Genomic DNA, 13,229 nt, shown 5'->3' with positions numbered 1-13,229 from the left:
GGCGCAAAAAAATGATGACTGGCTAGAGAGCCATTTATAAATCAATGCTTTTGGGCATATGTATATCGATACGCAGTTTTGGTAGGTCTTGTAAATACGTGGTCAATAATGGCAATGTATCAGTCTGCCAATCTAGAAGTAGCGAATTTATGCTCTCATTTTTATTAGATATAGGATCGCGTGGATTATCGGAGATAAGCGGACGAGCGAGTAGCGCAACTCTGCGTATGCCTTGGTAGCGTATGAGCGGAATTAATTGTTGCTGTAGGTCGATCAAAGCCGCGATGAGCCAACGCGACCGCGCAGGATGGTATGGGTGATTTGATATAACGAGGTTGGCGATATAACTTGGTTGATTGCCGTTACTACTGATGCCAAGACCAGATTGCTCACGTGTGCGCTTATGCAGTAAGCAGCTACCAACACTTAGACTGCCATCACGGCACGCGCTATGATAACGATGATAGTTATCAGGAAATAGAGTTTTGGCTCGCGTGAGTACAGGATCTAGAATGACACCAGCGTTATTGACAGGTAAAACAAGCAGCTGTGCATTGCTATTTAAAATAGAGGCATGCGTAAGTTGCAGAATCGCCATTATAGACCTCTTTGTGAAAATCCTGCGTTTATTGTGTCTCTGTACTAGTAGAGCTATCCGCCTCTAACTGTGCTATTTGCTGTTCAAGTAGAGCGATTTGTTCTGCTTTCATATCGGTTAGCTGTTTATTCATTGCCAATTGCTCAGCAGCCAACTTTTCTTGTTCAGCTAAGCGTTTACGTTCATCTTCTAAACGATCAATTTCTTCTTTGGCTAAGCTGTCCGTCTTTGGCAACGGCGCATTTAAAATAGCTTTAGGGTTTCGCGTTTCAACACCCTTATTGTCGTCTGCACTGGCGCTTTCATCAGTGAAACTGCTGTCAGTGAGTACAGTGTCAAGCTCATCAGTTATGACGTCTGGAGTCGAAGCCGCTTGAGCAGCCTCGGTTTGCTTATTCATCGTAGGTGGTTGACTGACAGGTAAAACTACCTCTGGCTCGGGTTTTATCCAAAGTAAGTAACCAACAGCAATGAGTATCACCGCAAAAATAAGTATTACCCAAACGCGTCGGCCTGCTTGCGCAGTTTTTGCTTTGGAGGACTTGGTCGATACAGGGCGCATTTTTTTACGGTTCATATTATGATCGATTCATGTCAAGAATATAAGTAGCCCTACTATAGCAAACTCAAAATAAAAAGCCTATCTATTGATAGATAGGCTTAATAGACCATTAAATAATAAAGTATTTAATCTAGTTTCAAGTGTAAGTGCTAGATAGCTAAGGCTTGAATTTTACAGTACCACTGGTGCCTGTTGTCATGGCATCACGTGCCATCTGATCTTCTAAATAGTTTTTGGCGCTGATGGCATCAGGGTCAGGGCGATGTTCCGAATGTCCGCACTTTGTACATTCGATGTATTCATCTGGCGCTGGCGTAACAATATTTATCTGTACCACAGCGTCCATCTCCTGGCATTTTGGACAGCGCACTCCTGCTAAAAATCGACGCTTAGGGCTTGATGACTGATAGCGCATTTAGATAGCCTCGCGCGTTGTTTGAGCATTGGCAGCATCAGTGTTCTTTGCATCAGTGAAACCGTTATGGCGTAGCAAAGCATCTATGTTCGCACTACGGCCACGGAAGTTTTCGAAATTGGTTTTGGCTGGAAAACTGCCTCCAACAGACAGGATTGACTCACGAAAAGCTTTACCCGTTGCTGGGTTAAAAATGCCGTCTTCTTCAAACTTACTAAACGCGTCAGCTGATAGCAGCTCAGCCCATTTATACGAGTAATAACCTGCAGCATAGCCACCTGCGAATATATGGCTGAAGCCATTGGCAAAGCGGTTATAGTCAGGTGTTTGCATGATAGCGATATCGCTACGTACGGCATTTAAAGTCGCTAAGATACCCTCATAATTAAGTGATGGTGTATGGGCATGAATCAGCAAATCAAACAGCGCAAACTCAATCTGGCGCAGCGTTTGTAGGCCGCTTTGGAAGTTTTTGACGGCCAATAGGGCATCAAGTTTGTCTTTAGGCAATGGCTCGCCAGTGTCGACATGACTGCTAATAAGGGCAATGCCTTCAGCATCCCAAGCCCAGTTTTCCATAAACTGACTAGGAAGCTCGACGGCATCCCATTCGACGCCATTGACACCCGCGACATCACCGACCGTCACTTGAGTTAACAGATGATGCAAGCCGTGACCAAATTCGTGGAATAAGGTCAGCACCTCATCATGGGTCAATAAGCTTGGCTTGCCATCAAGTGCGGGCGTAAAATTGCCAACCATGAAGCAAACAGGTAGCTGCTGATGGTTTTGTTCCTCGTAACTGTAACGAGATTGAAAACCACTCATCCATGCACCGCCACGCTTACCGCTGCGCGCAAATAAGTCAAAGTAAAACCCGCCAATCAAGCGATCATCAGCGTCAAACAGCTGATAAAAGCGCACATCATCGTGCCAGCGTGATACAGAATGATCATCTGCACCCTCATAGCTTTGCTCTTGTACTGTAATACCATATAGACGTTCGACAATGGCAAACAAACCGCTAGTCACTTTTGGCAGTGGGAAGTAAGGACGAATCTCTTCTTGTGACAAGCTAAATTCACTTTGTTTTACTTTCTCAGCGATGTAGGCGCTATCCCAAGGTTGCAATTCATCAATGCCATAATCCTGCGCACACCTCTGTAACTGTGCTAAATCTTTCTGCGCGGCTGGGGTCGCTTGGGCCGCCAAGTCACGTAAGAATGTCTCTACTTCCAAGACACTGTCTGCCATCTTAGTCGATAGGGATACTTCAGCATAATTATCAAAGCCTAATAACTTGGCCTTTTGTTCACGTAAGGTGAGAATTTGGCTCATGATGTCAGCATTGTTTAATGACTCACCTTTAGCATTGGTATGCGTATCAAATTCAGAGGCGCGCGTGACATAAGCGCGATACAGCGTTTCCCGTAAGCTGCGGTCATCAGCGTGGGTCATAACCGCTAGATATACAGGAATGTTCAAGCTTGCGACATAATAAGGCGTCGGAAGCGCGTCTATATCTGTTTGACTCAGGGTGCCATTAGCAAGCTCACGAGTCTTGAACTGTTCACCTGCATCTGCCAATAGCGCCAAACCGCTCTCTGTTAAGCCTTTTAGCTGACTTTCTTCTAAAGGCAATGCAAAGGCTTGGGTTGCATCCAAGATATGATCTGAGAATGTCGCAGATAAGGTAGATAGCTCACTTTGAATAGCAGCAAATTTATCTTGCTCAGTCTTAGGTAATGCCACCCCTGATAACTCAAAGCTACGTAGTGCCAGCTCGATCGCCCGCGCACGTGCCGGCTCAAGTGCCGCAAAAAACTCGGTAACATCGACGATCGTTTGATAGCGGGTAAAAAGTGGCTGATGTTGGCCAACCCGCGTCCCGTAAGCCGATAACTTGGGCAGTAGCTCGTGGTGGACATGACGAATCTCATCGTTACTCATCACGCCATTGAGATGAGATAAGATTCCCCAGCTACGATCTAGCGCTAGATTGATATGATCAAACTGCATCACATCTGCCAGTGCTTGCTCAGCGCTTAATTTTGCAATGCCAGTACTATTGTCAGCCACCGCCGTCAAGTTATCTAAGAAACTATTGGCATCGTCGATAGCATTGATAACTTGGGTTTGTAATGTACTTGGCGCAGCATTGGTAAAATCAACAAGGCGCAAATCTGAAGAAGGAAGAGTCATAAAGGTATCCGATATTAATGATTATTATTAAAGAAACATTGGGCAAACGTAGCTTTTAAATCGCGCTTGATACGAGCTAACTTTGCGATGTACTACGACTCGCGCCATTTAAAATTTATATTTAGTTATATAAAAGATGGGTTCATTTAGTCAAAATACAACCTGAGTACTTATAAACTAAGAGTGAATGCTTAAACTAAAAGTGAATGCTCAAAGGAAACGACAAATAATATAGTAAGCTGAGATAGTAGAAATCTTTAACAATACAGATTGCTCTACTTACAAAGTGCTATCATTTGCTTGCAAATTAACCCTATAGCGAGCTTAGGGTAGCTGTTAGCATCAAGATAAAGGAATTTAAAAATTGTACGCCGATCAGGCGTACAGATAGACAATGGACAAAAAATATTGATGAATTGACAGCATAATTCGTTGTTTACCGACAATGATTAGAGCTGCTATTAATAATAAATAAGGCAAGATGCCCTGACATTGTACTCATAAAAGAATGTATAAAATCGAAAGTAAATGATAATAAAACAAGGAGCAATATATGAAAGCGACTCTTAAAAGCTTACGTGAAACCAAAGCCAATCCAGCGGTAAGTATCTTTGTTAAGACTCACCGAGCACATCCAGCTAACGAGCAAGATCCTATCGCTCTAAAAAATCAGTTGAAAGTTGTCGAAGACCGCCTAAATAAAGAATATGATAAGAGCACAGCGACGACTATTTTAGATAATATTCATGCAAAGACCAAAGAATTAAATCATAACTATAATCTTGATACTTTAGCGATATTTGCTAGTACAGATGATGTGCAAATCGTCCGTATGCCAATCGATACGACCGAGCGCGTTGTCATATCAGACAGCTTTGCCACTCGTGATTTGGTGCGTGATATGGCCAGTGCGGTACATTACTACACGGTTGTCCTAACCCGCGATAATTCTCGTCTGATTGAAGCATCAAATGATCGCGTCATTAGAGAGTTTGATAAAGATGACGACATACAAAACAACATGGAAAATATCCAGTTTCCTGTTGAAAATAACGGGCTGTATACCACAGGTGACGGTGGGTCAGATCGCTCATCAAATAATGAAAGCAGCCACTTAAAAGAATACTTTAATCAAGTCGATAAAAGCGTACAAGAGCTATGGGGCGAGCACAAGATGCCACTCGTGATCGTTGGTGACGCCAAAAACATCGGTTACTATAAAGAGGTCTGTGATCGTCCAGACAACATCATTGCTACCGTGTCAAATGTTACTAATTTAGAAGATGGCAGCGCTCAGCATATCGTTGATAGTGTACAAGAAGCGGTAGAAGAATACCGTACATCATTACATCATGCTGCTTTGGGCGAAATCGATAAAGCCCGCGGTGCGAATATGCTGCAGACTGATCTGCAGGAAGTATACCGTAGTGCATTCCAAGGCGCCGGCGAGACCCTTTATGTACGTCGTGGCTATATCCAATCTGCCAAAATTGATGAAAAAGCGCAAACTCTAAGCCTTGTAAGCGACGCTAGCGCAGAAGGCGTGACTGATGATGCGATCGGTGAAATCATCGAGCATGTCATCCATAATGGTGGTAAAGCTGTATTTATGCCACAAGATATCATGGGTGAAGATCAACCAATCGCGTTGGTTACTCGTTACTAATTTAACGATGATCTAACAATGACACCTACGTGCGATATTCATTTATGAATTAGCCATTAATAATGCATAGGTGTAATATGAGAGCATTGGTTCGATATGAGCCAGTGCTCTTTTTATTTCTTTCATTACTATCACTCTGGGTGTTATCGTAGCTGAGCTATTGATTTTTACTCCATAAATATTGAGCGTACAATTAACCAAATTATGACTACCACCTCTTTTGTTTTAACTAGCTACAACATTCATAAAGGCATGTCACCACTAAACCGTCAGGTGAAAATGCAAGGTATTGCTCAAGCGCTAGAAACTGTGGGTGCTGATATATTGTGTCTACAAGAAGTGCAGGGACAAAACCTCAAACGTAACATGCAATATAATGAGTACCCCAATCAATCTCAGCATGAATGGTTTGGCGAGTTTTTAGATCTAGAAAATAGCTATGGCAAAAACTCAGAATACGAGAATGGCCATCATGGCAATGCGGTATTGAGCCGGTTCCCATTAGACCCAAAACACAATGTCAATATTACCGTCAATAGGCTGGAGCAGCGCGGCGTCCTGCATTGTGAAGTACAGCCTATCGGTTGGGAGCGGCCAGTCGTGGTGCTATGTGCGCATCTAAATTTATTTGAGCGCGATCGTATCAAGCAATATCAGGCCATCAGCGATTATGTAAGAAATGAGATTGCACCTGATCAACCGCTCATCTTGGCAGGCGATTTTAACGATTGGAAAAAAATGTCTTGCGACAAACTGGCTACCGAGCTTGGTATGATAGAAGCATTTAAACATTGTCATGGCAAATTGCTACCGACATTCCCAGCAAAACTGCCAGTGCTCAGTTTAGATCGTATCTATCTGCGTAATTTGGTCGTCAAAGACGCATGGGTACATGGTGGAAAGCCGTGGTCATCACTCTCGGATCATTTGCCAATTAGTGCAGAGCTGATGCTGCCTTAATACTTTCTTAATACTTGGTGGTGATGTGCTCGGATGCACTGCCTTGATAATCTATCGAGACTAAAACGTTTTTTTAGCAAAAATACTATCGACTACAATCGCTCCTTATGAAATAGTCATCTAACGTAAGATAAATAGTAACCATGCCCTAATAAACAAAATATAAGGATATTCTGCAATGGCAACGCCAGCTACTAATGACAACAATCAGCAACCTCAACTCCCCAATACCCAGCACGCTGCACTAATACGTGAATTTGGTGAACCAGAAGTAATGATATATCAGGATGGTGTCGATATCCCTGAATTACAGGACGATCAGGTATTGGTCAAAGTCGCCTACGCCGGTATCAACCCTGTCGATTATAAGACCCGCCAAGGCAAAGGCTGGGGCGCAGAAAATATCCAAAAACAAAAATTCGATAACGACCAGCCTGCTATTTTAGGGTTTGACGTATCAGGTACAGTGGTTAGTAGCACTAGCGATGCGTTCGCTATTGGAGATCGCGTCGCCGCCTTGACCTTTACTGGTGGTTGCTATGCGCAATATGTGGCGGTAGACACCAAAATGCTTGCGAAAGTGCCAGAGAATGTCACATTAGAGCAAGCAGGGGCATTGCCATGTATCGGACAAACGGCGATACAGTTTGTAGATTTTGCTGACATTCAAGCAGGTGAGCATGTCGTAATCAATGCACCAGCAGGCGGCGTCGGTCACTTATTAATACAGCTATTAATGGACAAAGTGAGCCGTGATGATATTAAGGTCACAGTTATTTGCTCACCAGAAAAATATGCCAAGCTCGGTGAGCTTATCGATACTGACAAGCTGGCAGGCTGGATTGATTATACCAAAGACGAAGCGTTCCCTGACTTGCAAGCCGACGTACTACTTGACTTAGTTGGCGATGAAGCCGGTGTTCGCGCCCTGAGTGTGCTCAAATCGGGCGCGCGCGTGAATGTGTTGCCAACCATTTGGGTCGATAAACTCAAAGAAGCTGGCAAGGAGAAAAACCTAGAAGTATCAGGGTATAAAGCGCAGCGTAGTGGTGATGATATGGCGCGTGTTTTACAGCAAGTCGCTGATGGTCAATTAACCTTAAAAATCCAAAAAATCTATCCTTTATCAGAAGTGGTTGCAGCTCATCATGAATTACAAAAGGGCGATGCATTCGGAAAAATTGTCCTTGCTGCTTCTGAATAAGGGGCGCTAACCAGTTTTTTAAAAATCATAGGATCCTTTACGTACTTCATAAAGCTCTACAAGAATGGTGTCTCTGACAACACAACAGGCCTACTCTCTAATGTTGTCTGCTGTAGGATAGTGAGAGACACGCTGATAAATGAAGTAGGGGCTGTCCTAGATAACTAGTTCAAACCCTGTTTAACCCATTGTTTTAATTGTAGTAATTGCGACTTTGGGTCACTGTGATTAAAACGCCACTCACATTCCTTTAAATAGAGGTGAAAATGTTCTTTTGGAACTCCGTTAAACTTACGTAGATGCCGTTTAGCTTGGTTCCAAAAGTTCTCTATACCATTAATGTGATTCTTGTCATTAACAAAGGTTTTGGAGTGGTTGATACGATAATGAGTAAACTCACTGACATCTAATGCGTTATAGCTTTTAAATGAGTCAGTATAAACAATGCTATCAGGCTTCACTTTTTCTCTTATGATGGGGATCAAAGTATCTGCTTTAGCATTGGGTATAATACAAGCGTAGACCTTGCCATTACGCTTTAATAGACCAAACACGGGCACTTTGCTACCAGCACCTCGCCCTCGCTTGCCTTTACGAGTTCCACCAAAGTATGATTCGTCTACTTCGATTTCGCCTTCAAATAGACCAGGGTCTTGACTATTCTCGTAAATAAGCAGTCTTAGCCTATGAAAGTAATAACTGGCTGTGGTTTTATTAACACCAACTAAGCTTGCTGCTGTTCTCGCGGTAGAACCGGCAACAAATAACTCGATTAGTCTGCTTTGTTTATACCAACTTAGTTTACTCTTTCTCATAGTGCTATCCTAAATAATTTTACTTATCTAGGACAGCCCCATGAAGTAATAACAAAGGATGTTCTATGACTATGAATAAAGACATTGAAAATAAAGACACAGAAAGTAAAGAGACAGACGAAAAAGTCATGGATCATGTCGCCTATGAAGCGCAAGTGCGTGAAGAAATAGAAGCATGGAAAAACCCTGATAAAGGTGTTTTGGACAAAGCTTTTGCGGTCCTTAATACGCCTATTGTCGCGGCAGGTGATGCATTAATGGATGTGCCGCAATTCGGCGATGCCTTAAAAAAAGCAACTGCGCAAACCATCAGTACTTTGAGTAATGCCGCCAATTGGACATTGAACATTCAAGACGTTATCGAGAGCTATCAAGAGGAGCCTGATATTGAAGGCTCGTCAATCAAGACGCTTTCTGATATTAAACATCTACCAATTGCGGTTGTCGATAAACAAGTCAAGCTGCTCAAAAGTAAATATGTCGCGCTCACCAGTGCGCAAGGCGTGACGACAGGGGTGGTTGGCTGGGTAGGTATTCCTGCCGACGTCGTTGGTCTTATTACCACCAATCTACGCGCTGTCGGAGAGTATGCGACTTACTATGGTTTTGACATGAATGATAAAGGCGAGCAGTTGTTTGCCATGTCGTTGTTAGCGGTCGCCACTTCTAGCTCTGCTGAAACGCGTCAAGCGGCATTGGATGACACCAATGAGATGATTAAAGATCCAGAAAAACAGGCATTTAATCAGATTAATGAAGAGGTCATGTCGCGGGTACTGCGTCAAACAGCGACGAAAGTCGCGACCAATATGGTCAAAACCAAGGCGGCACAAGTCATTCCAGCAGTCGGTGCGGTAGTCACAGGTGGCGTCAATGCCAACTATACGGCCAATGTCTGCGAAGCGGCGCGTCAATGCTACCGTGAACGTTTTTTAGATCGCATTGCATAGGTAGTCGTTTACTCAACATGACTATGGCAGTTCTAGCGTGCAAGCATTTGCCGAAATGTTAGGCTAATTCGACCAGTATCGACAGTTTTTGTTTTCGTGATTGTATGCTTCCAAAAGCGCTGTGTGTCCCCATGCATGACGATTAATTGTCCAGACTCAAGATAAAGCGCGACTTTTTCTTGAGTTTTTTTGTGCTTAAAAACAAACTTGCGGGTGGCACCAAGGGAGAGAGACGCAATGATTGGTTGATGACCGAGCTCTTTTTCATCATCGGCATGATAGCCCATGCCATCGCTACCAGAGGAGTAGTAATTGAGTAGGCAGGTATTGAAGTGAGCTGCAATACCGATGTCTGCCAACGCTTTTTCTACATATTGTTTCACGTGGAACACTATATCTGACCATGGTATTGTCTGTCGCGTGTGCCCTGAATACTGATAGTCTGCATCCGTGTCTCCCATCCAGACAATTTGGCGAGTCGTCACATGAGTTTTACCAAATAACGTCACTATATCCGATTGCCAAGGCAACCCATTTAGCAATGTATCGTATAGGGTATTGGCATCGTTTATGACTATGCCTAGATCGTTTACATTACCATCATAGGGCAATATATTATCTGTGGGTGCGGGCGCAAAAAGGTCAGTCATAGATCAATAGTTATCTCTCATTATTTGCTGCGTTGATAGTGCTCTTGAATGATCTGAGCACACAGTTTGGGCGCTTCCATTGGCAGCAGGTGACCATAGTCTAGCAATGAGATGATGCTGCTATCAGGCACAAATTTTTGCCATTGTTGTCGTACTTTATCATTGATGAATAAGGTAGGCTTACCGGTAATCAGCGTATAGGGGCAGCGTAGTTTTTTGAGTGCGGCATCGATATGAGGGGCGCCAAAATAGTTGGCCAGCTCTTGCTCTGGAGCAAACATCAAGCTGTAGCTTCCATTTGGATTTTTGCTCAAGCTCTGTTCGGCAAAGACTTGCAAATGCTCGTCACTGATGCGTCTATAAGCACGCTGCGCACGCAAGTTGTCATAATAAGCATCAACACTCGGCCACGTAGATTGCCGATTTACTGTACTTTTGAAAGGCTCACGGCTCAGTAGGATAGAACGCGGTAACAGATTATACAAGGTGGCTTGATTTTTAGTGAACGTGACAGGCTCTATCAGATATAGCTGCGAAAACAGCTCTGGACGTTTGGCTGCTGCCATGGCTGTGGCGGTTGCGCCTTGTGAATGTCCGATACCGACGACAGGCTTATCTTGTGTTTTTTCTAAAAACTCAATAAGCAGGTCAGCATCTTGCTCACGCGTCAGACGACGGCTGTGCGGTTTGTCATACCAATAGCCACGCAGGGCAAGTGAGCTGATATCAAACTCAGTTGTCAGCTCATTTAGCAATGGCGTATAGGTACCAACGGTGAAACTATTACCACCATAAAAATGCGCGGGTGTGCGGCGATGGTTATCTGTTTGAACTGACTGATTGAGCTGGCTAAGATGATAGTAACGTGCTTTTTTACCATCAAGATTGATGCTGTTTGTAAATGCTTCCATAAAATAAACACTTCCTTGTGATTTATTTTGATAGGTCTTAGTTGTCTTCACCTAAAAACCCACCGCTTTGACGTTGCCATAATTTAGCATAGACGCCATCGCGTGCGAGCAGCGCCTCGTGACTGCCTTGTTCAATGATGCGCCCTTTGTCCATCACTACTAGTCGATCCAGTGCCGCAATGGTTGATAAACGGTGGGCAATGGCAATCACGGTTTTGCCAGTCATCATGTCGTTTAAGCTTTCAGTAATGGCAAATTCGATTTCAGAGTCAAGGGCACTCGTGGCTTCATCAAGCAGCAAAATTGGTGCGTTTTTCAGCATGACGCGGGAGATGGCGATACGCTGGCGCTGACCACCTGAGAGTTTGACGCCGCGCTCACCGACCTGGGTATCAAGGTCGGTGTTGCCTTTGTCATCGCTTAAGTCTTTGATAAAGTCCCATGCTTGGGCTTGCTTAGTGGCTTCAATAATTTCAGCATCGGTGGCATCTGGACGACCATAAGCAATGTTTTCACGGATGGTACGATGCAATAATGAGGTGTCTTGGGTTACCATACCAATTTGCTGACGTAACGATTCTTGGGTGACCTCATCAATCGCCTGTCCGTCAATACAGATTTTGCCACTATCGACATCAAAGAAGCGTAGTAGTAAATTCACCAAGGTTGATTTGCCTGCCCCAGAGCGTCCGACCAGACCGATTTTTTCACCTGGTTTGATGTCCAAATAAAAGTCATCTAGCAGCTTCACACGGTTGCTCGCCAGTGCGGTACCTGCAGTGTGCGCCTCATCGACGCGCGCGCCTTCATCATCGGCAGCGCTCATATCCTCTTCGTAACCAAAATCAATATGATCAAAGACAATACGACCATCAGTGACCGTTAGTGTTTGCGCATTAGGCTTATCGACGATTTTTTGCGGGGCTGATAGAGTACGCATACCATCTTGTACCGTACCAATACTCTCAAACAAACTGGTAGTCTGCCACATGATCCAGTGGGTCAAACCGTTTAAGCGCAGTGCCATAGCAGTCGCTGCGGCAATCGCACCAACACCAACATCACCTTGTTGCCACAAATATACACCGATAGCTGCAGTCGAGCCAATCAGAGTCACACTGATGGCATGGTTGACGACCTCAAGATAGCTGACCCAGCGCATCTGTGCGTGTACCGTACCCAAAAACTGATTCATCGCGTATTTGGCATAACCCAATTCGCGCTGCGAGTGGCTAAACAGCTTGACGGTCATGATATTGGCATAAGCATCGGTGATGCGCCCGGTCATCAACGCACGGGCATCCGCTTGGACAATAGCCGTACGTTTGAGGCGCGGAATAAAGTACCACATGGCAAGCCCAAACAGTACAAACCAAACCGCAAATGGAATGAGCAGCAAGCTGTCCAGATTAAATAAAATCACACCCGTGGTGACAAAATACACCACCACATACATCATCATATCGGTGATGGTCATCACTGTATCACGCACGGCCAATGCCGTTTGCATCACCTTTGCTGAGACACGTCCTGAAAACTCATCTTGATAAAACTGCATCGACTGCCCAAGCATTCGGCGGTGAAAACGCCAGCGCATCTGCATCGGAAACACGCCTTGGATCACTTGAAAATGTACCAATGACGATAAGGCAATCCAAAATGGGCTGAGGATTAAGACAGCAAACATCAGCAGTAGCATGTCGCTTTTTTCTGCCCACAGTGTCTGCGGGGTATAAGCACCCAGCCAATCCACCAAGTTACCAATCCATGCAAACAACATGGCCTCATAGACCCCAACACCTGCGGAGAGGATCATAAATAAGAACAGCCAGCCACGCAAACCATGAGTACAGGCCCACAAAAACTTCAACAACCCCTTACGAGGCAATGGCATGGGCGTTTCTGGGAAGGCAGGAAGACGGGATTCAAAAAAACGAAAGAGAGCGTTCATAGGCGGCAATAATACGTCAAAACAGAGCGGTTTTGAGTCGTTACTTATGTTAATAAAATAGCAGGGTATTTTATCAAAACTTGGCAATCAGGCGTGCAGTAAATTGTAATTTATCCATGCATAGTGCTTTTGGTTGATACGTTATTGCCAATAACGCGCGTGGAAATACGGATAAATAGATTGCTGTCAAAAATATATTTTGCTACCTTCTAGACCGCAACTGGCTTAGTTGATCGAATGATGAGCGTTGTAATCATATTTTTTAATGAAATCAGTTGAATACAAAGCGGCTTACTTGATGCTGCGCCACCAGTGTATGGATAATAAATACCCAGTACTAGGGTT

General features: G+C 44.2%; 12 protein-coding genes. 4 read left to right on the top strand and 8 right to left on the bottom strand.

The genetic code is table 11. The features are described 5' to 3' along the window. Positions 1-34: 34 nt before the first annotated feature. The 4 genes from BTW00_RS01180 to BTW00_RS01165 all read right to left on the bottom strand — a co-directional run bounded on the left by BTW00_RS01180 (position 35) and on the right by BTW00_RS01165 (position 3,777). Positions 35-598: a hypothetical protein gene (locus tag BTW00_RS01180; RefSeq protein ID WP_075105853.1), complete on the bottom strand. Its 564-nt coding sequence runs from the start codon at positions 596-598 to the stop codon at positions 35-37. 28 nt (positions 599-626) lie between these two features. Then, on the bottom strand, positions 627-1,175 hold the full coding sequence (locus BTW00_RS01175) for a hypothetical protein (RefSeq protein WP_075105852.1): 549 nt from the start codon (positions 1,173-1,175) through the stop codon (positions 627-629). A gap of 142 nt (positions 1,176-1,317) precedes the next feature. Beyond that, complete coding sequence (locus BTW00_RS01170; RefSeq protein ID WP_075105851.1) at positions 1,318-1,575, bottom strand: YheV family putative metal-binding protein; 258 nt, start codon at positions 1,573-1,575, stop codon at positions 1,318-1,320. Continuing rightward, entirely contained in the window at positions 1,576-3,777 is a 2,202-nt protein-coding gene (locus BTW00_RS01165) for a M3 family metallopeptidase (RefSeq protein WP_075105850.1), read from the bottom strand. It lies immediately after the preceding gene. Between the two features lie 553 nt (positions 3,778-4,330). On the opposite strand from BTW00_RS01165, the gene BTW00_RS01160 reads away from it, so the two are divergent. The 3 genes from BTW00_RS01160 to BTW00_RS01150 all read left to right on the top strand — a co-directional run bounded on the left by BTW00_RS01160 (position 4,331) and on the right by BTW00_RS01150 (position 7,607). After that, a complete protein-coding gene (locus BTW00_RS01160; RefSeq protein ID WP_058023597.1) occupies positions 4,331-5,443 on the top strand; it encodes a hypothetical protein in 1,113 nt (370 codons plus the stop codon). Positions 5,444-5,647: 204 nt separating this feature from the next. Beyond that, a complete protein-coding gene (locus BTW00_RS01155) occupies positions 5,648-6,403 on the top strand; it encodes an endonuclease/exonuclease/phosphatase family protein (protein ID WP_075105849.1) in 756 nt (251 codons plus the stop codon). Between the two features lie 178 nt (positions 6,404-6,581). Then, on the top strand, positions 6,582-7,607 hold the full coding sequence (locus tag BTW00_RS01150; RefSeq protein ID WP_075105848.1) for an NADP-dependent oxidoreductase: 1,026 nt from the start codon (positions 6,582-6,584) through the stop codon (positions 7,605-7,607). Between the two features lie 164 nt (positions 7,608-7,771). Here BTW00_RS01150 and BTW00_RS01145 read toward each other — a convergent pair whose 3' ends face one another. Then, on the bottom strand, positions 7,772-8,422 hold the full coding sequence (locus tag BTW00_RS01145; protein ID WP_075105847.1) for an IS1595-like element ISPssp3 family transposase: 651 nt from the start codon (positions 8,420-8,422) through the stop codon (positions 7,772-7,774). Between the two features lie 65 nt (positions 8,423-8,487). On the opposite strand from BTW00_RS01145, the gene BTW00_RS01140 reads away from it, so the two are divergent. Beyond that, positions 8,488-9,372 carry an EcsC family protein gene (locus BTW00_RS01140; RefSeq protein WP_075105846.1) on the top strand — a complete coding sequence of 295 codons (885 nt, stop codon included), beginning with the start codon at positions 8,488-8,490 and terminating at the stop codon, positions 9,370-9,372. Positions 9,373-9,404: 32 nt separating this feature from the next. Here BTW00_RS01140 and BTW00_RS01135 read toward each other — a convergent pair whose 3' ends face one another. Genes BTW00_RS01135 through BTW00_RS01125 form a run of 3 tightly spaced genes read right to left on the bottom strand, consistent with a single transcriptional unit; the run spans position 9,405 to position 12,884 of the window. Beyond that, positions 9,405-10,022 (bottom strand): alpha-ketoglutarate-dependent dioxygenase AlkB, encoded by a 618-nt coding sequence (locus tag BTW00_RS01135; protein WP_075105845.1) that lies wholly within the window; start codon positions 10,020-10,022, stop codon positions 9,405-9,407. A gap of 20 nt (positions 10,023-10,042) precedes the next feature. Next, a complete protein-coding gene (locus tag BTW00_RS01130; protein WP_075105844.1) occupies positions 10,043-10,933 on the bottom strand; it encodes an alpha/beta fold hydrolase in 891 nt (296 codons plus the stop codon). A gap of 37 nt (positions 10,934-10,970) precedes the next feature. Beyond that, positions 10,971-12,884: an ABC transporter ATP-binding protein gene (locus BTW00_RS01125; protein WP_075105843.1), complete on the bottom strand. Its 1,914-nt coding sequence runs from the start codon at positions 12,882-12,884 to the stop codon at positions 10,971-10,973. Positions 12,885-13,229: the final 345 nt, after the last annotated feature.

The sequence above is a fragment of the Psychrobacter sp. C 20.9 genome (genome assembly GCF_001921765.1).
Taxonomy (GTDB): domain Bacteria; phylum Pseudomonadota; class Gammaproteobacteria; order Pseudomonadales; family Moraxellaceae; genus Psychrobacter; species Psychrobacter piscatorii_B.
The sequence above is the reverse complement of the archived record's forward strand: the minus strand, read 5'-3'. Positions and strand labels throughout refer to the sequence as shown.